Genomic DNA, 23556 nt, shown 5'->3' on the forward strand with positions numbered 1-23556 from the left:
GTTCTACTCCGCGGCCGCCGGCGGCTTGCGCACGGAGGGATGCAGTCCGGATGGATCGACCACCATGCCGAACTCCTGAAGATTATGGGCGTGGCAAAGCTGATGCAGCGCAAAGGCCTGGTCGATCGCGGCGGGCTGGCCCATCACGTCGACCGAGCGGTTCACCGCCTCTTTGGTCATCTTCAGCGCGAAGGATGGCTTTGCCGCGATCCGGCGTGCCAGCTCCAGCACGCGCGACGACAGCTCCGCGCGCGGCACGATCTGGTTGACCATGCCGAGCTGATGCGCCTCCTGCGCGCTCCAGCTGTCGGCGGTGAACAGCAGCTCCTTGGCCTTGCGCGGACCCAGCTCCCACGGATGCACGAACCATTCGACGCCGCAGACGCCCATGGTGACGACGGGATCGCAGAACTGCGCATCGTCGCTGGCGACGATGAGGTCGCACGCCCAGGCCAGCATCAGCCCGCCGGCGATGCACTTGCCGTGGACCTCGGCAATGGTCGGCTTGGCGAGGTTGCGCCAGCGCCGGGTGATCTGGAGATAAATTTCCTGCTCGCGCGCGAAGCGGCCATGGGCGTTGGGCTCGGCAAAGCCGCCCCAATTTCCGATCGGCGGGAAATCCGTGCCGGCGGCGTTCTTGCCGCCGGGACGCAGATCATGGCCGGAGGAGAAATGCGGGCCGTTACCGGCGAGGATGATGACCTTGACCGCATCGTCCTGCACCGCCGCGTCGAAAGCGGCGTTGAGGTCGTAGGTCATCTGCAGGTTCTGGGCGTTGCGCGCCTCGGGGCGGTTCATCACGACCCGTGTGATCGCAGGCTCGGGCCGCTCCACGAGGATGGTCTCGAACGAGGTCATCGCGTTCCCCTTACCGCCTCCCTGGCGCTCTGTCTTATTTGTTTCGTCAAGTTGACTATGTCGGTCAGGGATAGGCAAGAGGCTTGCGTCAGCCGGCTGGCGCGCACTCCTCCATCGCCGTCATTCCGGGGCGCGAGGCGAACCCGGAATCTCGAGATTCCGGGTTCGATGCTGCGCATCGCCCCGGAATGATGGAAGAAAACTCGACACTCGCGAAGTCCCTTCTGCTACTTTGCGCCAGATTCCACCGGGAGAAATTAGATGCGCAAGATCCTGACCGTGCTGGCGGCGCTGGCCTCGCTGAGCCTCACGAATTGCGGCTACAACGCGATCCAGAGCGAGGACGAGCAGATCAAGGCCAACTGGTCCGAGGTCGTGAACCAGTATCAGCGCCGCGCCGACCTCGTACCCAATCTCGTCAACTCGGTGAAGGGTTTTGCGCAGCAGGAGAAGGACGTGCTGCTCGGCGTCACCAATGCGCGCGCCAAGGTCGGCAGCATCCAGGCAACGCCCGAGGTGCTGAACGATCCGGCCGCCTTCCAGAAGTTCCAGGCGGCCCAGGGCGAGCTCTCCAGCGCGCTGTCGCGGCTGCTGGTGGTGACCGAGAACTATCCGCAGCTCAAGTCCGACGCGCTGTTCAAGGACCTGATGTCGCAGCTCGAGGGCACCGAGAACCGCATCACTGTGGCGCGCAACCGCTATATCAAGTCGGTGCAGGACTATAACGTCACCATCCGTTCCTTCCCGAGCAACCTCACCGCGATGATGTTCGGCTACAAGGAGAAGCCGAATTTCTCTGTGGCGAACGAGAAGGAAATCTCGACCGCGCCGAAGGTCGATTTCAATCCGGCGCCCGCGCCGTCGAAGTAGCTGCGCTGTTTTGCGGATGCACGTCGCCCCACCCACCACTGTCATTCCCCGCGCAGGCGGGGAATCCAGTACGCCGCGGCTTCTCGGTCATTCGCTGGCGTCTCTGGAATACTGGATCGCCCGGTCAAGCCGGGCGATGACAGCGAGCTTGTGGCTGATTATCGCGTTCTTCTTCGCCTTCGCTTGCCCCGCTTTCGCCGACGTCGCCGTGCCCGAGCTCACCGGGCGCGTCGTCGATCAGACCGGCACGCTCTCCAGCGGCGACGTCGCCTCGCTGTCGCAAAAGCTGCGTGACTTCGAGACGCGCAAGGGCAGCCAGATCGCCGTCCTGATCGTGCCGACGACGCAGCCGGAGACGATCGAGCAGTTCTCGATCCGCGTCGCGGAGGCCTGGAAGATCGGCCGCAAGAAGATCGACGACGGTGCGATCCTGGTCGTCGCCAAGAACGACCGGCATCTGCGCATCGAGGTCGGCTATGGCCTGGAAGGCGCGCTCACGGACGTCACCGCGCGGCGGATCATCGACGAGATCATCACGCCCAAATTCAGGAGCGGCGATTTCGACGGCGGCATCTCCGACGGCGTCGATCGCATCATCAAGGTGATCGACGGCGAGCCCTTGCCGGTTCCCTCGCCAACGGTGAATTTCGGCAGTCTCGACGACCTCGCGCCGCTGTTCATCGTCACGCTGTTCGTCTCGGTGGGCATCGGCGGCGCGTTCCGCGCCATGCTGGGACGGCTGCTCGGATCGCTGGTGACCGGCGGCATCATTGCGACGCTGACCTGGTTCATTCTCGGGTCGTTCGGATTGGCGCTCGCGCTGGGCGGCCTCGGCTTCATCATCGGGTTTGTCGCCGATCTGTTTTCGATGATCACGCCCGGTACGGGCCGCTCGCGCGGCGGCTCATGGTCGAGCGGCTCGTCCTCGGGCGGCTGGAGCAGCGGATCGTCGAGCAGCAGCGACAGCGGCAGCTTCAGCGGCGGTGGCGGCAGTTTTGGCGGCGGCGGCGCCTCGGGGAGCTGGTAGCGGTCATGAGCATCAAGCGCATTGCCAGACATCTCGTGCAGCATCATTGGCGGGCCAAGCAGATCTTTCCGCAAGCCGTGCTTGGCCGCATCGAGCAGGCCATCAAGCGCGGCGAAGCCACGCATTCCGGCCAGGTCCGCTTCGTCGTCGAGGGTGCGCTCGACGGCCGCCCCCTGTTCCGCAACCAGCCGGCGCGCGCGCGTGCGCTCGACGTGTTCTCGCACTTGCGCATCTGGGACACCGCGCACAACAATGGCGTCCTGATCTATCTCCTGCTCGCCGATCGCGACGTCGAGATCGTCGCCGATCGCGGCATCGACGCGAAGGTGGCCGCGGCCGGCTGGGAGAGCATCTGCCGCGCCATGGAGGCCGAGTTCGCGTCGGGCCAGTTCGAGCGCGGCGTCATCGCCGGCATCGAAGCGGTGTCGCGCGAGCTGGCGCAGCATTTCCCGCCTCAGGGCCCGCATGCGAACGAGCTGCCGGATGCGCCGGTCGTGATGTGACGGAGTGTGCGTCGCGCCCTCCGTCATTGCGAGGAGCCCTTGCGACGAAGCAATCCAGACTGCCTCTGCGGAAAGATCCTGGATTGCTTCGCTGCGCCCGCAATGACGATGAGGGAGCGGGCCTAGCCCGCATTCCGCCGTCGTTCATCTTGGTCCAGTTACAAATTGTTTCACGCCCGCCACACCGGTTCCACGTTCCCGGCTCAATTCGGCCCCGGATGACTTCCTAAAATTTCGGTAAGCGGGTCCGAAGGTAAGGATTTCGCAAGCAATGAAAGTTACCAAAAGGTCAATCCAGAGCGGAGTATTTGAACTGTGAGCGAACCAATGGCTGAGCAGGCTGCCCAGGACACGAGCGTCGTTGAAGCCGGGACGACCGCGCCGCAGGCTGTCGAGGCTGCCGCGATCGATGCCCCCTCGATCGCGCCCGACCACGAGGCGCCGCCCAAAGCTGATCCGGTCAAGCCCGATCCGGTGAAGGTCGAGCCGCCGAAGATCGAGGCGCCGAAGATCGAAGCCAAGGTCGAGCCCAAGGCCGAGACCAAGCCCGAGCCGAAGCCCGGCAAGCTCATCGTCATGGCGCCCTCGGATCGGTCGCGGAACGGCTCTTGGGATCGCGAGGATTTTGCCCCGCATGTGAAGGCGGACGAGCCGCGCGAGACCGGCAGCAAGCGTCGCCTGTCGGCGATGGCCGCGGTGGTGGCGATCGCCGCCGGCGTCGGCGCCATCAGCGGCGCGCTCGCGACAGCCGGCATGATGCACTTCGTCTCCCCGGCCCAGGCGCCGGTGCAGGTCGCCGACACCAGCGCGCTCGACGCGTCGGTCGCGCGGATCGATGCCGACCTCGTCGCGCTCAAGGCCAATGTCGAGCACGGCACGAAAACCGGCGTCGGCCAGATCAATCGGGCCAATGACCGTCTCGACAAGCTCGAGAAGGCGCAGGCCGAGCCGATGGCCAGGATCGCGAAGCTGTCCGAGACCGTCGACAAGCTGCGCGCGACGCCGCCCGCCGCTCCCGCGCAGGCCGCCGCAGCCGTGCCCGCGAAGGAGACCACCGGCTCGATCGCGCCGACCCAGGTCGCGACCGCTGCCGCCGCACCGGCTCCCGTGGCTGCAGCTCCCAAGACCGAGGTCGGGCGTCTGCCGACGATCGACGGCTGGCGCTTGCGCAACGCCGCCAATGGCGGTGCGTTGATCGAGGGCCGTGACGGCCTCTACGAGGTCTATCCCGGCGATCCCATCCCGGGCGTCGGCCGGGTCGATGCGATCCGCCGGCAGGACGGCCGCTGGGTCGTCGTCACCAGCAAGGGCCTGATCGTCTCGCGCTGAGCGTTCGATATCCGACTTTCGAAGAGGCGCTTCACCACCATGTGAGGCGCCTTTTTGCTTGAATAGGCGTGCCCGCGCGGTGTTACCTAAGGCATGCGCCGCGCGTTGCGAATTCTCATTGCTGCCGTCCTGTCGTTTGGCGGCGCCGCCTCGCTGTCGGCCGCGGACACCGCGCAACTGACGCGCGGCACCGCCATCACCGATCCCGATGTTCTCAAGCAGCTCGACGCGCACGATGCGCTGACGATCTCGCGGCTGCTCTGGCCGGAGCGCAATGCGAACCTTCCGCTGACGACCGACGGGCTGTTCGCCTCGCTGCCGCAGCTCAAAGACATTACGCCTGCGATCGACGCGGAATTCGAGCGCTACATCAGCAAACAGAAGGCGGCCTATCCGACCGAGACCATCGGCGTCGGCGAAGGCTTCGACGTGCAGCTTTTCGACCGGGCCAATCTGAAGTCCCCGGACACGCGCTTCGTGCTGGCCGGCATCGTCAACCGCATGGATCGCGCCTACGTCTCCGAGGAGTCCTGCGGCGAGATCCGGCTGATCTATCGTCTAGCGCGTTTCGACGGCAAGCCGGACGGCGGCAAGACCGCAACGCGGCTGCCGATGACGTTCAATCTGGTGATGAAGGCGCGCGATCCGCGCCGGATGGATGCAAGCGGCAAGCCGATCGGCTGCGCCGAGATCGCGCGGCGCTGGCTCGACAACGGCAATTGGCAGGAGCTGATCGGCGGCCCCGATGACGCCATGCTCGACCGCATCGAGACCAACATCCAAATCTCCATCGCGCCGAAATCGGCGCTGCACGATTTTCGCTCCGACTATCTACTCAAGGTTTTCAAATACGACGCCGCCACGAAGACATTCGCCGAAGCCGTGCTGGAGAACCAGATCGACCGCGATCGCATCCTCGCCGACGATGCGCTGCGGCGCGACCTCAAGGCCTGGCTGCTCGCACCCGAGAATTTTCGCGCGTTCGATCGCGGCGCGGTGCTGATCCCCGAAAAATTTCTGGCCAAAGCTGCGGTGGTGCCGACGCCTGCCGGGCTTGATGGCTCCGCAGCCCAGCCGGAATTCGGCATGATGCAGGGCGAGGGAAGGGGCGAGGCCGGCACCGATCCGGTCTTCACCGATCAAGACGTGGTCGGCGCCTTGAAGCAGGCCGCCGCGCGTGCCGACCTGCAGAACATCCGCTCGGTCGCAGGCTTCCAGCGCCGCCTCAACGACGTCACCTGCGCCGGCTGCCACCAGACCCGTGGCATCGGCGGCTTCCATTTCCCCGGCGTCGATTGGCTGGCGGACAAGCCGTCCAATTCCACCATCGTGCCGGCATCGCCGCATTTCCTCGGCGATCAGCCCCGTCGTCGCGACATCCTGGCGGCGTTCGCCGCGGGCAAACGTCCTGATTTCTCAGGCGGATTTGCCAGCCGGCCGCAGACCCGCGGCAGCCGCGAGCTTGCCGGGAGCGAATACTGGGACGGCTGGGGCGCGCATTGTTCTTTGCCCGATGCGGGATCGGGAACGCGAGATGCGAGTTTTACGTCATGGAACTGTGCTAACGGTCTGACCTGTCAGGCTGCTGCGGCCTCGCGCCGCATCGGCATGTGCTTCATCAAGACGCGTTAGCCAACAAGCGATTTGGATGACCCATGACGGATACCGGCAACGCCAACAAGGCGCGCAATCGCGCGATCGCGCAGAATGAGGAAGCCAAGCAGGTCACCGGCAGCGCGCGCGTGAGCGTCTGGGCGATCGCGGTCGCCGTCATCGTCGGCGGCATCCTGTTCACGCTCGGCTGGCTGTCGCTGCGGTAGCTGCGTTTCCCTTTGCCTCTCCCCGCTTGCGGGGAGAGGCCGACACGGGAAGCGTGGCGGGTGAGGGGGGCTCTCCGCAAGTCTCGCTGCCACCGTCCTCGCGGAGACTCCCCCTCACCCTGACCCTCTCCCCGCAAGCGGGGAGAGGGGAAAGCAGCCTCACTTCGCGTGGTTCGTCATCCTCTTTCCCGGCAGCAGCTCGTAGGCCGGCTTCCAGCCGGGCAGCGCGGCCATGCGGCCGAGCCAGGCATGGATGGCGGGATGGCTCGCGGCGAAATCGAAACCGTGCTCGTCGCTGGGATAGTGCAGATAGGCCATCATCGAGATGTCGGCGACCGTCGGCCTTTTGCCGATCGCGAAGGCGTTGTGCTGGAGATGTCCGTCGAGAATGCCGAGGAAATCCTCGAGCCGCCGGCGGAAATGTTTCAGCACCTGCGGGTCGTTCTTCTCGGTGAAGGCGCGCATGAAGCGATACGTCGCCATGTAGCCGGTGAGCTTGTGGTTGTCCCAGAACAGCCAGCGCAACAGCTCGAACTTCTCCGCCTCCGTCTCGGCGCCGAAGCGGCCATATTGCTCGGCGAGCTTGAGGAGGAGCGGCGCGGTCTGCGTCATCTTCACGCCGTCGACCTCGAGCACGGGGATCTCGCCCATCTCGTTGACGGCCTTGCGCCACTCCGCCGTGCGCGTGACGCCGCCGCCGAAATCGGTCCAGACCGGCTCGAACCTCTCGCCGCAAAGCGTCAGCATCAGCGCCAGCTTGTAGCTGTTGCCGGATTCGGGGAAGTAGTGCAGGCGGTAGACGGGCATGGGACCTCGCGCGGCGGGTAATCGCCGATTGTTATAGCGAGATGTTTCTACGCCGTCATTGCGAGCGCAGCGAAGCAATCCAGAGATGCATCCGCGGAGGGACTCTGGATTGCTTCGCTGCGCTCGCAATGACGGGGTTAGAGCAGTGCGCCCCTACCCCACCGCCCCTGATCCTCGCAGCTGCTTGATCGCCGCCTCGTCGTATCCCGCTCCACGCAAAATCTCGTCACTGTGCTCGCCCACGGCGGGCGGCTTGCGCGGCTGGACCTTCTTGGTGCCGTCGATCCAGATCGGGCTGGAGATGGTGAGCATGGTGTCGTTCTCGAACGGCACCAGCACCTCGTTGTCGAGCATCTGCTTGTCGCTGGGAATGTCGTCGAGAATGCCGACGATGCCGAACACGAGGCCGTTGCCGTCGAGAACCTTGCGCCACTCCGCGAGATCCCGGGTAGCAAAGGTTTCGTCGAAGATCTTGATCAGTTCGACCGAGCGGGCGTGGCGGTCGGCCTTGGTGGCAAAGCGCGGGTCGGTGATGAGGTCTTCGCGCCCCAGGCATTTGGCCAGCGTTGGAAACTGCTTCTCTTCGCTCAGCAGCGACAGGATCAGCCATCGGCCGTCCTTGCACTGGTAGTGATTGGCGACCGCGTTGAGCGCGCGCTCGCGCGGGCGCCGCTCGGCGAATTTGGCACCGCTCAATTTTGCCTGCGCCAGCACGCTCGCGGCCCAGATGCCGTTCGCCATCAGGTTGGAGGCGACGTGCGAGCCCTTGCCGGTCTTCTCGCGCTGATACAGCGCCGTGACGATGGCGCTGTACAGCGCCATGGCGCAGGGATGGTCGCCCATGCCGGCGACCGAGCGGGCCGGCGTCGTGTCGAGATCGGCGCGGACGAGGTCCATCAGGCCGGAGCGCGCCCAATAGGCGTTGCTGTCGAAGCCGGGCTTGTTGGCCTCTTCGCCCTTCTCGCCATAGCCGGTGAAGGAAGCGTAGATCAGCCGGTCGTTGAGATGGGCGAGGTGATCATAGGTGATGCCGAGCTTGGCGCGCACCGGCGGCGGCATGTTGGTGATGAAGACGTCGGCTTCCTCCACCAGCTTGTAGAGCACCGCTTGCGCCTCCGGCTTGGCGAGGTCGAGCGCGATGCTCTTCTTGTTGCGGGCCTCCAGCAGCCAGGCGTAATTGTGCTCGCTGGAGGGATAGCCGGGAATGTTGGGCAGGTTGCGGTAGGGGTCGCCGGCGCCGGGCGGCTCGATCTTGATGACGTCGGCGCCGAAATCCGACAGCACGGTCGCGGCCGCGGGCGCTGCGATGAAGCTCGCGCAGTCCAGAACCTTCAGGCCTGCAAAAATGCCCTTATCCATCGCGGCGTCGCTCCCTCGTTCTTGTCGTTTCCCGCGTGCTGGAATTGGCGCGGGCTCGTCATGGGAGCATTAGACCGATGTTTCCGCGGGATGCAACGGCGCCCGGCGCAGGGCTCGTTGCGGTGATCCGTCACCCCTGAGGTGGCCGCGAAGCGGCCCTCGAAGGGCGACGGCCCCGCTGTATCCGGGCCGTGCATCCTTCGAGGCTCCCGGCGCGATGCTTCGCAACGCGCCACTCGCACCTCAGGATGACGGAACTGGACGCGCGTTGCGCGGGCGCTCTCCGCTGCGTCCTCACTCCTCCCCCGCAAGCAACGCCGCGTTGCCGCCGGCCGCGGCCGTGTTGATCGTCACGGTCTGCTCGGTCGCGAAGCGCGCGAGATAGTGCGGGCCGCCGGCCTTGGGGCCGGTTCCGGACAGGCCGTTGCCGCCGAACGGCTGCACGCCGACCACGGCGCCGATCATGTTGCGGTTGACGTAGATGTTGCCGACCTGGACGCGGTCGATGATGGCCTCAACGGTGTCGTCGATGCGGGAGTGGATGCCGAGCGTGAGGCCGTAGCCGGTGCGCTCGATCGCAGCCAGCACGCGTTCGAGGTTCTCGGCGCGGTAGCGCACGACATGGAGGATCGGGCCGAATACCTCCTCGGTGAGCTGGCCGACCTCCTTCAGCTCGAAGATATGCGGCGCGACGAAGCAGCCGTCCGGCGCGGTGCCGGCAAAGTGCAGCTTCGCCTCCTGCTTCATCCGCGCGACATGCGCATCGAGGCGCTGCTTGGCTTCCCGGTCGATCACCGGGCCGACATGGGTTGCGACGTCGGAGGGATCGCCGATCCTGAGCTCGCGCGCGGCGCCCGCGATCATCTCGATCATGCGGTCGGCGACGTCCTCCTGCACGAACAGCAGCCGCAGCGCCGAGCAGCGCTGGCCGGCGGAACGGAACGCGGAGGTGACGACGTCGTCGGCGACCTGCTCGGGCAGCGCAGTGGCGTCCGCGATCATCGCGTTGATGCCGCCGGTCTCGGCGATCAGCGGCACGATCGGCCCGTCCTTGGCGGCGAGCGTCCGGTTGATCGTCCGCGCCACCTCGGTCGAGCCGGTGAAGACGACGCCCGCGATGTCAGCGTGTGCCGTCAGCACGGCGCCGATGCGGCCATCGCCGGTGACGAGCTGCAATGCGCTTGCGGGGATGCCGGCCTCATGCAGCAAGGACACGGCCTCGCGCGCGATGCGCGGTGTCTGCTCGGCGGGCTTTGCGACCACGCAATTTCCGGCCATCAGGGCTGCGGTGACCTGTCCCAGGAAGATCGCCAGCGGAAAATTCCATGGCGAGATCGCGACGAAGACGCCGCGGCCGCGCATGGCGAGCGCGTTGCTCTCGCCGGTCGGGCCTGGCATGGGAGTGTCAGCGCCGAACAGCTTGCGGCCTTGCGCGGCGTAGTAACGGCAGAAGTCGGCGGCTTCGCGCAGTTCCGACAGCGCATCGTCGAGCGTCTTGCCGCCTTCGCCCTGCAGCAGCGCGAGAAATTGCGCGCCGCGGTTCTCCAACAGATGCGCAGCCTGTTCCAGCACCGCCGCACGCGTTCCCGCCGGCGTCCGGCTCCAGGCGGCAAAGCCGGCACGCGCCGCGGCCACGGCCGCATTGGCCTGGTCCGGCGTGGCGTCGGCGATCGGCTTGTGGTCCGCCCTCGCTGCCTTGACGTCCGTCAGCAGCCGGCCCAGCGCGGCGCGTTCGCCGAACTCGACGCCGCGCGAATTACGCCGCTCCGGTGCGAACAGATCAGCCGGCAACGGAATTTTGGAATGAGCCGCCGCCTGCGGCCGGACAATCGCATCCGCCGGGCGTTGCAGCAGCGCCGGAACAGGCACGCGATAATCGGCGGCCTGCGCCACGAAGGATGAATTGGCGCCGTTCTCCAAGAGCCGCCGCACCAGATAGGCCAGCAGGTCGCGATGGCTGCCGACCGGGGCATAGGTGCGATAGGCGATGCCGGGATGATCCTTTGCCAGTTGCTCGTAGAGCGCCTCGCCCATGCCGTGCAGGCGCTGGAATTCGAAGCCGCCGCCATCTGCTGCGAGCTCCAGCACGGTCGCAACCGTCAGCGCGTTGTGGGTGGCGAATTGCGGGAAGATGCGGGGCCGCAGGGCCAGCAATTTCGATGCGCAGGCGACGTAATTCAGATCCGTCATCGCCTTGCGCGTGAACACAGGATAGCCGTCGAGCCCGCGCTCCTGCGCGCGCTTGATCTCGGTGTCCCAATAAGCGCCCTTGACGAGGCGCACCATCAGCTTGCGGTCATGCGCACGGGCGAGTGCGTCGACATAGTCGATCACGGCCGCGGCGCGCTTCTGATAGGCCTGGATCGCAAGGCCAAATCCGTCCCAGCCTTTGAGTGAAGGGTCGGCGAGCGTCGCCGCGATCACGTCGAGCGAAAGCTCCAGCCGGTCCGCTTCCTCGGCATCGACGGTGAAGTTGAGATCATACGCCTTGGCTCGCCGGGCGAGGTCCAGCAGCAGCGGCACCAGCTCGGCCATCACGCGCGCGCGGCTGATCGCCTCGAAGCGCGGATGCAGCGCCGAGAGCTTGACGGAGATGCCGGGCCGGTCGGGCAGGGGATTGCCGCCCGCGGCCTTGCCGATCGTTTGAATCGCACTGGCATAGGAATCGAAATAGCGCTTCGCATCGGCGGCCGTGCGCGCGCCTTCGCCGAGCATGTCGAAGGAGTAGCGCGGCTTCTGGCCGGAGCGCGGGCTGCCGCGCTCGAGCGCCTGCTCGATGGTCTCGCCCAGCACGAAATGATTGCCCATCAGCCGCATCGCCTGGCGCGTCGCGGTGCGCACCGCCGGCGCGCCCAGCCGCTTGACCAGGCGGCCGATGGTGCCGTCTGGCGTCTCGCCGGGCTGGATCACCCGCGCCGACAGGCCGAGCGCCCAGGCCGAGGCGTTGACCAGGAACGCGGTGGACCTGGTCTCGTGGTGGATGAAGTCGCCTTCGCCGAGCTTGTCCTCGATGAACTGGTCGGCGGTGCGGGCATCCGGCACGCGCAGCAGCGCCTCGGCCAGCACCATCAGCGCAAGGCCCTCCTTGGTCGAGAGTGCGAACTCCCGCAGCATGTCCTCGACGCCGCCCAAGCGATCATCGCGCTTGCGGATCGCCTCGATCAGCCGCGTCGCGGTGCGGTCGATCCGCGCCTCCTGAGGCGGGGCCAGATGCGAGCCCGGCAAGAGGCGCGCTGCGATCTCGCTGTCATCAGACGCGTAAGGGGCGGAGAAGGGCGGCGGAATGTTCGGCATGGCGTGTCCTGTGGCTTTAATTCAGGATAAGGCCCGTCCGACCGTAGTTCGATAGACAATCTAGTCTGTTTGCCTTAGAAACTGAAGACCATTGGCCATATAACCTTTGAAATTATGGAACTGGATCGAATCGACCGCAAAATCCTCTCGATCTTGCAGGAGGATGGGCGGATCGCCAATGTCGAGCTTGCCGAGCGCATCGGGCTGTCGCCGACCTCAGTCGGCGAGCGCTTGAAGCGCCTGCAGCGCGAGGGCTTCGTCGAAGGTTACGGCGCGCGGCTCAATCCGCATCGGCTTGGCCTCGGACTTCTCGTGTTCGTCGAGGTACTGCTCGACAAGACCACGCCCGACAATTTCGAGCGCTTCGCACGTGCGGTGAAACTCGCGCCTGAGGTGCTGGAGTGTCACATGGTTGCCGGCGGCTTCGACTATCTTGTGAAGGCGCGGCTTGCCGACATGGCGGCGTATCGACGCTTTCTCGGCGAGACTCTGCTGTCGATGCCGGGCGTGCGCGAGACGCGGACCTATGCTGTGATGGAGGAGATCAAGCGCGACGCACCGTTGCCTGTTGGCTGACGACATGCCGTCGCGATTGTCATTGCTGTGGCGTTGAGCAAGCGGTCTTCGCAGGAAAATAGCTATCCTCGTGCAGTCGCAACGCCTGTCGTCGAATGCACTGGCCGTCGTCTGAAATGGTCTTGGCCCGCTCCCGGAGATCATCCGGGAGGCAGCAAAGCTGACGGGCTTATACTTTCAGGTTCTCTGCGGAAGTCTTGCCCCGGTTTGCGATCTCTTCGTATTCCACCGTCTGTCCTTCGTTGAGCGAGGACAGGCCGGCTTTCTGCACTGCCGAGATATGCACGAACACATCCTTGCCGCCCGACGCAGGCTGGATAAATCCATAACCCTTCGTCGGGTTGAACCACTTGACCGTACCTTTAGCCATCACGCTTCTCCGCGGGTCTTCCTCCGAGATCTCGAACCGCCAGTCCCCGCCAACCGGCCGGTTCGGTCCTAACAGGATACGCGGAATGTGGCGGGCTTGGTAGCTCAAACCACATCAGCCTTTCGCCGAATTCCGCTCAACTTCGCGGCGCTTTTGCCGGTTTTGCCCGTTTAGCGGTCAATTGGCCGGCGTGCTGCGCGCGGTCAGTCAATACGTCGCGGCCAGGTAATCGACGATCTTGCCGACGTCGGCATCGTCGATCGGCGCGCCATAGACCTTGATCATCTTGGTCACCTCCGCCTGCCAGAAGCCCTTCCTGTCCTTCATCGGCGGCTGCGTCTTGATGTAGTCGGTCGAATGGCAGGCGCTGCAATTGCCCTTGACGACCTCGAGATCGGGGCCCGGCTTGAACGCTGCGACCTCTTCGGGTGTCTTGTAATCGATCGGCGCCGCAAGAGCCGAACCCATTGCGGCGGCGAGGCCGAGCGTGATGGCGACGAGAACGGTGCGCTGCATGATCATTCTCCCTCAGGCCACGCTCACGCGGACGGTTTCGACGACGTTGCGCAAATAGCCCGCCGGGTTCCAGCGCGGCGTGTCCGGCTGGGTCTCGCCGCCATTGCCGGTGGCGCGTACCTTGAGCTCGACATTGCCCGCGGCGAGCTTCACCGGCAGCTTCCATTCGCGGAAGGCGTATTTGCCGAGATCCTTGCCGAGCTTGGCGTTCACCCAGCTCTTGCCGCCGTCGGTGGAGACCTGGACTTCCTTGATGCCCTTGCCGCCGTCGAAGGCGATGCCGCGCAGGGTCACGGCTCCCGCCTTCAGCTTGGCGCCATCGGGCACGCTGGTGATGAAGGAGCGGATGGTGAAGCGGTTGATCGGGATCGTCGCCTTCGACGCGGTGCCGGGTTCGATCGAATTGTCGGGCGTATCGGGAATGCGATAGGCCGACTTCATCCAGAAGCCGTCATAGACATTGTCGATGACGGTGATCTCATTGAGGTGCTTGACCCAGTAGGTGCCGTAATAGCCGGGCACGATCAGGCGCAGCGGAAAGCCGTTGAGGAACGGCAAATCCTCGCCGTTCATGCCATAGGCCAGCATCACCTCGCCATCGCTGGCGTGCGCGATGTCGAGGGCCTTGACGAAGTCGGGCGTCTTGTCGCTGACCGGCCCGTCCATGCCGCCGAAGGTGACCTGCTTGGCGCCGCTCTGCACGCCGGCCATCTCCAGCACCGCCTTCAGCGGCACGCCGCGCCAGCGCGCGCAGCCCATGGCGCCATTGGCGAGCTGGCCGCCGGCGACGCGCGGCTCGAAGAAGCCGCGGCTGTTCCCGGAGCATTGCGCGACGGCGACGATCTCCGTCGCCTTCAATTTCTTGATGTCCTTCAGCGACAGCTTGAGCGGCTTGTCGACCTTGCCCTTGACCTCGAGCATGAACTTGTCGGGGTCGAGATTGTAGGGCAGGTCCGAGAGATGATAGCGCACGAAGAACGCGTTATTCGCAGTGATCGGGCCGTCGTTGAAGATCGCAAATGGCGTCTCGAGCTGCGGCGGCCGGCTGGTGAGGCCGATCATCGGCCGCTTCTGCGGATATTTCACCAGCGGCCGTTCGCCATTCGCGAACGGGAGCGTGACGGTGTCGAGCGCCAATGCCCTGGTCGAATTCAGTGTGGCCGCCATAGCGGCAAGTCCCGCTCCTTTGAGCAGGTCGCGTCGATCGAACATCTGGTCCCCTCCCGGGAGCTTTTCGTAAGGTCTGCGGTCATCACCGCGGACCCGCGCTCATCTGTCGCAACGATTTGACCGAAGTCAATTCGTGCTTTCGCAGCAGGCCCATGCCGCTGCGTTGCAGCAGGCCGGTGTTGCGTGGTGGTGAGATTGAGCCAAGTCGTAGCCGCAGCGACGGTGCGCCCCTCGCCCCGCTTGCGGGGAGAGGGTTGGGGTGAGGGGGAGTCTCGGCAGAGAAGGTGAGAGTGAGACTCGCGGAGAGTCCTCACCCGGATTGCATCTTCGATGCAATCCGACCTCTCCCCGCAAGCGGGGAGAGGTGAAGAGTTACGCCGCGACGCGCTCGGTTCGATCGACCAGCGCGAACAGTTCCCGCGCGTCCGCCACCACGCGCACGGCCATCGGCTCGTCGCGGCCGCGGATCGCGACCTGTTGTTGCGGCAGCGCATCGTCGGCGAGACCCGCCGTGCTGCGAATTTCGTCCGAGACGATCGCCTCGCAGGCCAGCGTCTTGGTCATGTCCTGCAGGCGGGCGGCGACGTTGACGGCATCGCCGAGCGCCGTGAACACGATGTGATCGCGATAGCCGATGTCGCCGATGATGACCTCGCCGCCGTGAATGCCGATGCCGAAGCGGATCGGCTGGCGAAGATCGTGGCTCAGGAGCTGGTTCAGCTCGTCGATATGGATCGCGATGCCGGAGGCCGCCTTCAGGGCCTGCCGGCAGGCGGTCTGCGGATCGGCCGTGAGCCCGAACAGCGCCAGCATGCCGTCGCCGACGAACTGGTTCGGCTGGCCGCCATTCTCGATCACGGCCTGCGACACCGCGCCGAGAAAGCGGTTGACGATGAAGACCGTGTCGAACGGCAGCCGCTTCTCGGCAAGCTGCGTCGAGCCGCGCATGTCCACGAACAGGCTGACGAGATAACGCTCCTGGCCGATGCTCGCCGGTGCCGAAGCGTGCGCGCTCGCCGACGACGTTTGCGGCGTGAAGAGCTGGAAGAAGGAGAGGTCGGAGGTCGGCCGCAACTGGCAGGCCAGCCGGATCGAGGGATCATTGGTGCCGACGCGTGTGAGCACGAACGCCTCGCGCTGCGACGGCTCGGGCAGGGCGGCATGGTCGCCGATGACGCGGATGCGGCAGGTCGAGCAGCGGGCGCGGCCGCCGCAGACGCTGGCATGGGGCAGATTGTGGCGCAGGCTCGCTTCCAGCACGGAGAGGCCTTTCGGCACGCGCACCGTCTTGCCGTTGCCGTAGGACAGCGCGATCATGCCGCCGCGCCGCTCGCGCCAGGCACGCACGCCGCGCGACGCCAGCGCAAGGCCCAGCAGCCCGAAATAGCTCATGGTGAAAGCGCCGGTGATGCGGTCGAGCGTCGCGGCCTCTGCGGTCGTGCCGACCTGGCGGCGCGTGAGATTGTGCGTGCGCCATTCGCCGTCATCGGCTTCGAACGCGACGGTGCGGCCGCCCTGGTAGATGCCGAGCAGCGACAGCGTCGGGACCAGCACCGCTGCGGCGAGCAGATAGGGCGCGGCGCGCGTGAAGAACGGCTTGAGGCGCAGCCAGAAGAAGATGCCGATGCAGCCGTGCACCCAGGCGACGAGCAGCAGGATCGTCATCTGCCAGAGCCGGCCGGGCGCGGCGACGAAGAACAGATAGAGCTCCTGCGGGTAGAGCTTCTGATGATCGTACAGTGTGTAGCCGAGCCGAACCCCGACGACATGCGCCATGACCAGCGCGGGGATGCTGAGGCCAAGCACGAGCTGTAGCGGCTCGATCGTCCGCCAGCGGAACTGGCGGCGCTGATACAGCGCGTAGATGCCGAGCCCCATATGCGTGAGCGCGGCGGTGTAGAACACGATCGCGACCGGCAGGAACTGCCAGAAGGCGGTGTGATAGGTGACCCCGGCCTCCATGGCCTCGACCGAGATATTGCCGAGCGCATGGTTGAGGAAATGGCTGACCACGTAAGAGAACAGGATCAGGCCGCAGACCAGCCGTACCTGCCGCACGCTGGTCGCGCGGACGAGTTCGGACATCTGTGCGGGAGCGGAGGCCATGATTCGGTTGTATCAGTTCACTGAGGAGAACAGCCAGCCTAGCGTTTAATTCCAGGGGTGGACAGGTTGGCGCATCACATGCCCGGCAAGGTTACGAAACCGTAGGGGCCAAAAGCGCTGCCACGCCCACTACTGTCGTTCCGGACAAGCGCCGCAAGGCGGCGCGCCGATCCGGGACCCATAACCACAGGGAGCGGTTTGGGGCCGGCTGGTAACTCCGAGTCATCGCCCCACTCTTCCCTGTGGTTATGGGTCCCGGGTTCGCGACTGCGTCGCGCCCCGGGACGACACTGAATGGGTCCTCCGCGCATTGACTCCCCCTCCCAGGTTGGCGAAAAGCGCGGCCGTGACGATCGCTCCCGATATCTCCGTGACGCCCGGCGGCTCCGAACGCCGTCTCATCCGTGTTGCCGCAGCTGTCATCGCCGCGATGACGCTGCTGCGTATCGTCTACGCCTCCGCGATCGAGCTGCGCACCGACGAGGCCTATTACTGGACCTGGTCGAAGGAGGGCGTGCTGAGCTTCCTCGATCATCCCCCCATGGTCGCCTGGATGATCCGCCTGGGAACCGCGATCCTCGGCGACACCCCGCTCGGGGTGCGCTTTGGCGGCATCGTCGCGATGCTGCTGACGCAGCTCCTGCTGGCCGACATCGTCCGCCGCCTCACCCATGACATGCGCGCGGTCGTGCTGGCGGTCTTGATGCCGGAGGCGGCGCTCTATTACGGGCTCTTGATGGCCAAGGTCGCGCCGGATGTCGCCATGATCCCGTTTGCGGTGGCGATGATGTGGTCGCTGGTGCGGCTGGCGCAGAGCGGCGACGGACGCTGGTGGCTGGCGGCCGGGCTGTTCGCCGGTCTCTCGATGCTGTCGAAATTCACCGCGATCATGTTCGCGCCCGCGGTTGCCGCCTTTCTGCTGGTGCCGGACTGGCGCTGGCGCTGGCTGCGCAGCCCCTATCCCTGGCTCGCGGTGCTGGTCGCCATCGCGGCGTTCTCGCCAGTGCTGATCTGGAACGCGCAGCACGACTGGGCCTCGTTCCGCTTCCAGGGCGTGCGCGCCACCGCCAATTACGGCATCTCGTTGCGCACCATCGGCGATTACATCGGCCTGCAATTCGGCCTGGTCGGCTTCGTCATGCTGCCGGTGGTGCTGACCGGATTGGTGCTGACGGCATGGCGCGGCTATAGCACGCGCGAGCCGGTCGGCATCCTGTTGTCGACCGCTGTGCTGGTGCCGTTCATCTATTTTCTCTTCAAGTCGATGACACTCCGGGTCGGCGACACCTGGCCGATGTTCATGTGGCCGGTCGGCTTTGCCGCGGCCGCCGTCAATCTCGCGACGATGCTGAAGGAGGATTGGTCGGCGCGCATGATGCGATCATCGCTGTTCTGGGCCAGGACCGCCGTCGGCACGGGCCTCGCCTTCGTCGTCATCGTGTTCCTCTATTACGTCGCCGCGCCCTTCAACCTGCTCGGCCGGATCGACCCGATCGGCGCCGAGGCCGGCTATGAGCAGGTCGCCGCGCGGGCGCAGGCCGCGCTGGACGAGACCGGCGCGAGGTGGATCGCCACGACGGACTACCGCACCTACGCCATGATGCGCTGGCTGTTCCGCGGCCGCGTGCCGGTCATCGAGATCAACGAGCGCGGCCGCTTCCAGGATTTTGCCGATCCCGGCATGGACAGGATCAGGGGACACGCAGGCATCTATGTCGGGCGCGAGCCGGACGATCGTTCGCCGCTGTGGGAGAACGTTCCTGCCAAACGCGAGCCGCTCGGCGAGGTCGAGCGAAGCTGGCGCGGTGTTCGCTCGGATACCTATGTGATCGAGAAGCTCACCGGCTGGACCCCGGAGCTGTCGCCGCCGAAGGATTCGCCGCTGTTTCAGTGGAAGGTGCTGGCGGGGGAATTCGAAAAGCGTTCGCGCGGATAGAGCGGCAAGCTCCTCTTCCTTCTCCCCTTGTGGGAGAAGGTGGCGCGAAGCGCCGGATGAGGGGTCTCTATCCTCACGGTAAGCGCTGCCTATGCGGAGAGATACCCCTCACCCGTCTCGCCGCTATGCGGCGAGCCACCCTCTCCCACAAGGGGAGAGGGGAAGGAGAAGCGACGCTACTCCTCGTCGTCCTTCTTCCGCAGCAGATCGCTCGCTAGATCCGACAGCTTCGGCGGCGGCAGCGCCGCGAAGGGCAGCGGGCGCGTCACGTCGATGGCGGCGAGGCCTAGCCGCGCCGTCAGCAAGCCGTTCAGCACGCCTTCACCGAGCCGCTGCGACAGCTTCGCCGCGATGCCGTGACCGAGCATCTGCTGCACCAGGCTGTCGCTCGCGGCCATGCCGCCGGTGATGGCGAGGTGGGCGATAACGTGGCGGAGCAGGCGGATCATGCCGAGCGCGCCGGGGCGGCCGCCGTAGAGATAAGCGAGCTGACGGATCAGGCGCAGGGCGGCGACGAGCACGAACAGCACGTCGATCGCCGCGCGCGGTGACACCGCGGTGACGATCGAAACCTTCTGCGCAGCCGACGACACCAGCCGCCGCGCTTCCGCGTCGAGCGGCGACATCAGCTCGCGCTCGGCGAGGCGGATCATGTCGGCGCCGTCGATGATCTCGCCGGTGTGGCTCTCCAGCGTCGCGCGGGCGCGGGCGAGCTGCGGGTTCTGGTGCGCGATCTTCAGCAGATCCTGCACGATGACGCGGCTTTCCTTGCGGTCGTCGCTGGCGAGCACGGAAGCGGCGCGCGCATGCAGCTTCTCGATGGTCGCCAGCCGCGCAAGGCCAAAGGCTTCGCGCCCGAGCACGACGGCCAGCGCCAGCGCGGTGACGAAAGCGAAGGCAAGCCCGACGTAGCCGAGCGTTTCGCTGCGCGCGAACAGGTCCTCGATCAGGCGGACCACGCCTAGCCCGGTGCCCAGCAGCGTCAGGCCGCCGAGCCCGGACCAGAACAGCGTGCCCCAGGGGAAACCGCGCCGCGGCGGCAGCGCGGCCGCGATCGGCACCGGCAGCGCCTGCGGATTGTGCTCCGGCGTGATCTGGATGGTGGCACGGCTCAGCCGGCTGGTGTCGTCGGCCTCGGTGACGACGACGCCGGGATCGTCGAGCCGGAACGTTGCCGGCCGCCGCGACTTCGATCGGTCGTTCATGCGAGCTTGTCTCCGATCAGGAACTGCAAGGCACGGTCGAGGCGGATGTGTGGCAAGGTCGGCTCGTCCGTTCCCTCGCGCTCGAGCTTGGGTGGACGGAAGCGCAGGAAGCGGAAATCGCTTTTCCCGGCAGTCTCGGTGGACAGGCCGCGGAATGCATCCTTGCCGTTGAACAGCGGCTCGGGATCGAGCGGCAGATCGCCGGGAAAGGTCGCGACTTCCGTGTTGCCGTCGAAAAACTCGCCGCCGGCGCTTTCGCCCGCGGCCGGTGTTCCCAGGATCGACGGCAATTTGTCGCGGTCGTGCGCGACCTGAGCTTCCCGCGTGGCACGCACCGCGGCCAGCGCCACCACGTCGATGGCAGCGCCGGTATTTTCCGCGCGCGCCACGGCGCCCGAGACGGCGCGGCGCAGCACGGCCTCTAGCCGGTCGTGGCTGGAATGATGCAGATGGTCCGCCTTGGTCGCCGCGAACAGGATGCGGTCGATGCGCGGCCGGAACAGGCTGGAGAGGATCGTGCTGCGGCCGATGTTGAAGCAATCGAGAATGCCGGCGAGGGCGGCTTCGAGATCGTGCAGTGCCTCGGGGCCGGCGTTGAACGCGGCGAGCGCATCGGCCAGCACGATCTGGCGATCGAGCCGGGCGAAATGATCGCGGAAGAACGGCCGCACCACGACGTCCTTGTAGGCCTCGAAGCGCCGCACCATCATCGCCCACAGCGATCCCTCGGCCGCCTGCCCGCCGACGGGGACGTCGAGCGGCGCAAAGGTCAGCGCCGGCGAGCCCGCGAGATTGCCGGGCATCAGGAAACGGCCGGGCGGCAACAGGCTCATCGCGAAACGCTCGTCGCGGCAGGCGCGCAGATAATCGGTGAAGAGTTTTGCGGCGGTGAGCGTCGCCTGCTCGTCCTCACGCGCGTCGGGCTTGAGCGTTGCAAGATGGGCGTGCCATTCGCTCGCAAGATGCGCGCGCGGCGCCTCGCGCGACAGCGCAAGGCTTTCCGCCGACCATTGCTCAAAGCTCTTCTGCAGCAGCGGCAAGTCGAGCAGCCACTCGCCGGGATAGTCGACGATGTCGAGCGTCAGCGTGCGGTCGGCGCCGTTCGGCCGCTGATAGTCGATGACGAGCCTGAGCTCGCTGATGTCGACGGTGGAGCTCGGCCAGTGCCGCTCCTCGACCAGCGCGCGCAGATGGCTCTCATAGGCAAAGCGCGGCACGGCATCGTCGGGCTGCGGCGCCAGATGCGCCCGCGCGATCCGGCCGGAAGCGTAGGCATCGAACACCGGAAACCGGCCGCCGCGCGTGAGGCCGTGGATCAGCGCGGTGATGAACACCGTCTTACCGGCGCGCGACAGGCCGGTGACGCCGAGCCGCACCGTCGGATTGAAGAAGTGCTCGCCATAGTCGATCAGCGCCTGCGCGGACAGCCGCGCTTCTTCGACCATATCCTGGAAACTGAATGCCATATGAACGTTAATGAATCCGGGGCGGGCGGGATGTGTGACCGTTCACAAAAGTGGCAATTGCGTGAAGAAAATCAAGCTCCATACTTCCACCGCCTTTATCGTAAAATCAGCCGTTTGAACGACGCGCCGATCCCGAATGACCCATAGAAGAGGGCTTTACCTCATTATGCGGATTGCCATGACCGTCTTCCAACTCAAACAACTTGCGTCGACTTCCGTTCACGCCGCCGCCGACGTGGTCGGCTGGCATTACGACCGCGCCGAGCTCATCGCCGACGGTGTCGTGCACGCGATCGGCGTGCTTTCCGGCATTGTCGCCGCGACCGTGCTGGTGGTGCTGACGGCGATCTATGCCGATGCGACCGACATCCTCGGCGTCTCGATCTACGTCGCCGGCCTGCTCTCGATGCTGGTGCTGTCGGCGACCTATAATCTCTGGCCGGTGTCGCCGGCCAAATGGCTGCTGCGGCGGTTCGACCATTCCGCGATCTATCTTCTGATCGCGGCGACCTACACGCCGTTCATCCTGGAGGTGAAGGACAGCGTGTTCGCGCTGGTGCTGCTCGCCGGCGTCTGGTGTGTCGCCATTCTCGGCATCGTGCTGAAGCTGTGCTGCCCCGGCCGCTTCGACCGTGTCTCGGTCGGCATTTATCTCGCGATGGGCTGGAGCGGGGTGATGCTGTACGACGCCGTGGTCAGGGCATTGCCGGCGCTGGTGCTGAGCTTCATCCTTGCCGGCGGCCTGCTCTACAGCTTCGGCGTGATTTTTCACGCCTGGCGGCGGCTGCGCTTCCAGAATGCGATCTGGCACGGCTTTGTATTGGCCGGCGCAGCGTGCCATTATACCGCGGTGCTCGACCTCGTGTTGAGCTGAGCAAGCTCCGCGCAGCGGAATAAGCGGCGCGGGTCGACAAGCGGTATAAGACAAGAGGAGACGTCGCATGCAGGTGACCGGCAAGGTCGTGGTCGTCACGGGCGGCGCAAACGGCATCGGCAAGGCGCTGTGCGAAGCCTTTCACGCAGCGGGCGCGGCGAAGGTCGTCGTCGCCGACATGGACGCCGCCAATGCCAGGGCGGTCGCGGCCATGGTGGATGGCGCGGCCTTCAAATGCGACGTCGCGCAAGAGAAGGACATTCTGCACGTGATCGAGGAGACCGAGCGCCAGTTCGGCCCGATCGCATTGTTCTGCTCCAATGCCGGCATCGGCGGCGGCTTCGATCCGATGTCGGTGAATGCCGGCGGCGCCTCCGACGAGCCGTGGCAGCGCAGCTGGGCGATCCACGTCATGGCGCATGTCTATGCCGCGCGGCATCTCGTCCCCCGCATGAAGACGCGCGGCGGCGGCTATTTCCTCAACACCATCTCGGCCGCAGGCTTGTTGTCGCAGGTTGGCAGCCCGGCCTATTCCACCACCAAGCACGCCGCGGTCGGCTTCGCCGAGAACCTCGCGATCTCGCACAAGGTTGACAACATCAAGGTCTCGATTCTCTGCCCGCAGGGCGTCGACACCAACATGCTGCGCTCGATCCCCAAGGGTCCGCAATCCGGCGACGGCGACCTCACGCCCGAGCAGGTCGCGAAAGACGTGCTCGCCGGCCTCGAGCAGGAAACCTTCCTGATCCTGCCGCATCCGCAAGTGCTCGGCTACATGCGCAAGAAGACCGAGAATTACGACCGCTGGCTCGGCGGCATGGCCAAGATCCAGGCGAAGATGCGGGAAGAGTTCGGGAAGTAGCCGCCACACTTGACGCTGTCATGCCCCGCGAAGGCGGGGCATCCAGTACGCCGCAGCCTCTCGATTCAATCACAACCGTCTCGGCGTACTGGATCGCCCGCCCCAGTGCGCAAGTGCGCACAAGGCGGGCGATGACATCGAGAGTGGGGCTATGCCGCCGCCTCATCCTCCCCCCGGCTCGCCCGCAACGCCTTCGCATAGAGCATCATGCCCTCGCGCACCTTGCGCTGCTCGGCCTCTGTTAGCGCGGCCAGCGCGCCCCGCACCTGCTGCCGGCCGAACGCGTGCAGCGCTTCCAGCGTGCGGCGGCCCTTCGCGGTCAGCGACAGAAGCTTGCTGCGCGCGTCATTCTCGTCCGGCGTCTCCCTGAGCTCCCCGCAATCGACCAGCTTGCGCACCAGGCGGCTGACGCTGGATTTCTCCAGGCGCAGGAAATCGCCGAGCTCGCCCGAGGTCATGGGACCGCGGATGCCGAGCTCCAGAATCGCGTGCACGGCCGACGGCGGATAGTCCGAGGCCGCCACCGTCGCATCCATGAAGCCGAGCTCGCGCACCATCAGGCGCGAGGCCGCGCGGATGTCGTCGATCAACACAAGCTCGGCCATCTT

General features: G+C 65.9%; 21 protein-coding genes. 10 read left to right on the plus strand and 11 right to left on the minus strand.

From position 1 onward, the window contains the following. Positions 1-3: 3 nt before the first annotated feature. Positions 4-858, minus strand: a complete 855-nt coding sequence (locus QRQ56_RS37775; RefSeq protein WP_438746833.1) for an enoyl-CoA hydratase — start codon at positions 856-858, stop codon at positions 4-6. A gap of 261 nt (positions 859-1119) precedes the next feature. On the opposite strand from QRQ56_RS37775, the gene QRQ56_RS37780 reads away from it, so the two are divergent. The 6 genes from QRQ56_RS37780 (at position 1120) to QRQ56_RS37805 (ending at position 6407) form a co-directional block, all read left to right on the plus strand. After that, positions 1120-1728: a LemA family protein gene (locus tag QRQ56_RS37780; protein WP_063197001.1), complete on the plus strand. Its 609-nt coding sequence runs from the start codon at positions 1120-1122 to the stop codon at positions 1726-1728. A gap of 136 nt (positions 1729-1864) precedes the next feature. Continuing rightward, on the plus strand, positions 1865-2755 hold the full coding sequence (locus QRQ56_RS37785) for a TPM domain-containing protein (RefSeq protein ID WP_438746834.1): 891 nt from the start codon (positions 1865-1867) through the stop codon (positions 2753-2755). A gap of 5 nt (positions 2756-2760) precedes the next feature. After that, the gene (locus tag QRQ56_RS37790; protein ID WP_438746835.1) at positions 2761-3258 is read left to right on the plus strand and encodes a TPM domain-containing protein; all 498 of its coding nucleotides are present in this window, start codon (positions 2761-2763) and stop codon (positions 3256-3258) included. A gap of 327 nt (positions 3259-3585) precedes the next feature. Beyond that, on the plus strand, positions 3586-4587 hold the full coding sequence (locus QRQ56_RS37795; RefSeq protein WP_438746836.1) for a hypothetical protein: 1002 nt from the start codon (positions 3586-3588) through the stop codon (positions 4585-4587). A gap of 93 nt (positions 4588-4680) precedes the next feature. Beyond that, positions 4681-6219 carry a hypothetical protein gene (locus tag QRQ56_RS37800; protein ID WP_438746837.1) on the plus strand — a complete coding sequence of 513 codons (1539 nt, stop codon included), beginning with the start codon at positions 4681-4683 and terminating at the stop codon, positions 6217-6219. Between the two features lie 23 nt (positions 6220-6242). Continuing rightward, a complete protein-coding gene (locus QRQ56_RS37805) occupies positions 6243-6407 on the plus strand; it encodes a hypothetical protein (protein ID WP_438746838.1) in 165 nt (54 codons plus the stop codon). 159 nt (positions 6408-6566) lie between these two features. Here QRQ56_RS37805 and QRQ56_RS37810 read toward each other — a convergent pair whose 3' ends face one another. From QRQ56_RS37810 to putA, 3 genes are all read right to left on the minus strand, one after another. Beyond that, complete coding sequence (locus QRQ56_RS37810) at positions 6567-7214, minus strand: glutathione S-transferase family protein (protein ID WP_438746839.1); 648 nt, start codon at positions 7212-7214, stop codon at positions 6567-6569. Positions 7215-7367: 153 nt separating this feature from the next. Continuing rightward, positions 7368-8573: a CaiB/BaiF CoA transferase family protein gene (locus QRQ56_RS37815; protein ID WP_438746840.1), complete on the minus strand. Its 1206-nt coding sequence runs from the start codon at positions 8571-8573 to the stop codon at positions 7368-7370. Between the two features lie 294 nt (positions 8574-8867). Beyond that, entirely contained in the window at positions 8868-11867 is a 3000-nt protein-coding gene (putA, locus tag QRQ56_RS37820) for a bifunctional proline dehydrogenase/L-glutamate gamma-semialdehyde dehydrogenase PutA (RefSeq protein ID WP_438746841.1), read from the minus strand. A 114-nt stretch (positions 11868-11981) separates the two neighbouring features. Between putA and QRQ56_RS37825 the strand changes: the two genes are divergently transcribed. Further along, positions 11982-12443: an Lrp/AsnC ligand binding domain-containing protein gene (locus QRQ56_RS37825; RefSeq protein WP_438746842.1), complete on the plus strand. Its 462-nt coding sequence runs from the start codon at positions 11982-11984 to the stop codon at positions 12441-12443. Between the two features lie 169 nt (positions 12444-12612). On the opposite strand, the gene QRQ56_RS37830 is transcribed toward QRQ56_RS37825, so the two are convergent. From QRQ56_RS37830 to QRQ56_RS37845, 4 genes are all read right to left on the minus strand, one after another. After that, positions 12613-12813, minus strand: coding sequence for a cold-shock protein (locus QRQ56_RS37830; protein WP_008134691.1), 201 nt, complete (start codon positions 12811-12813; stop codon positions 12613-12615). Positions 12814-13020: 207 nt separating this feature from the next. Then, complete coding sequence (locus QRQ56_RS37835) at positions 13021-13329, minus strand: cytochrome c (RefSeq protein ID WP_438746843.1); 309 nt, start codon at positions 13327-13329, stop codon at positions 13021-13023. 12 nt (positions 13330-13341) lie between these two features. Continuing rightward, entirely contained in the window at positions 13342-14541 is a 1200-nt protein-coding gene (locus QRQ56_RS37840; RefSeq protein ID WP_438746844.1) for a molybdopterin-dependent oxidoreductase, read from the minus strand. A gap of 330 nt (positions 14542-14871) precedes the next feature. Further along, the gene (locus QRQ56_RS37845) at positions 14872-16605 is read right to left on the minus strand and encodes an adenylate/guanylate cyclase domain-containing protein (protein ID WP_438746845.1); all 1734 of its coding nucleotides are present in this window, start codon (positions 16603-16605) and stop codon (positions 14872-14874) included. A 430-nt stretch (positions 16606-17035) separates the two neighbouring features. On the opposite strand from QRQ56_RS37845, the gene QRQ56_RS37850 reads away from it, so the two are divergent. Next, positions 17036-18541, plus strand: coding sequence for a glycosyltransferase family 39 protein (locus tag QRQ56_RS37850; RefSeq protein ID WP_438746884.1), 1506 nt, complete (start codon positions 17036-17038; stop codon positions 18539-18541). Between the two features lie 176 nt (positions 18542-18717). Here the strand turns inward: QRQ56_RS37850 and QRQ56_RS37855 are convergent, their stop codons facing one another. Both QRQ56_RS37855 and QRQ56_RS37860 read right to left on the minus strand, forming a co-directional pair. Continuing rightward, entirely contained in the window at positions 18718-19746 is a 1029-nt protein-coding gene (locus QRQ56_RS37855) for a YcjF family protein (protein ID WP_438746846.1), read from the minus strand. Continuing rightward, positions 19743-21212: a YcjX family protein gene (locus tag QRQ56_RS37860; RefSeq protein ID WP_438746847.1), complete on the minus strand. Its 1470-nt coding sequence runs from the start codon at positions 21210-21212 to the stop codon at positions 19743-19745. Before QRQ56_RS37860 ends, QRQ56_RS37855 begins: the two co-directional genes overlap by 4 nt. Before the next feature lie 178 nt (positions 21213-21390). On the opposite strand from QRQ56_RS37860, the gene trhA reads away from it, so the two are divergent. After that, entirely contained in the window at positions 21391-22086 is a 696-nt protein-coding gene (gene trhA / locus QRQ56_RS37865; RefSeq protein ID WP_438746848.1) for a PAQR family membrane homeostasis protein TrhA, read from the plus strand. Between the two features lie 67 nt (positions 22087-22153). Then, complete coding sequence (locus tag QRQ56_RS37870; RefSeq protein ID WP_438746850.1) at positions 22154-22948, plus strand: SDR family oxidoreductase; 795 nt, start codon at positions 22154-22156, stop codon at positions 22946-22948. A 149-nt stretch (positions 22949-23097) separates the two neighbouring features. Here QRQ56_RS37870 and QRQ56_RS37875 read toward each other — a convergent pair whose 3' ends face one another. Then, complete coding sequence (locus QRQ56_RS37875) at positions 23098-23553, minus strand: MarR family winged helix-turn-helix transcriptional regulator (protein WP_438746851.1); 456 nt, start codon at positions 23551-23553, stop codon at positions 23098-23100. Positions 23554-23556 lie beyond the last annotated feature (3 nt).

The organism is Bradyrhizobium sp. U531 (assembly GCF_051710265.1).
In the GTDB taxonomy this organism is placed as follows: Bacteria; Pseudomonadota; Alphaproteobacteria; order Rhizobiales; family Xanthobacteraceae; genus Bradyrhizobium.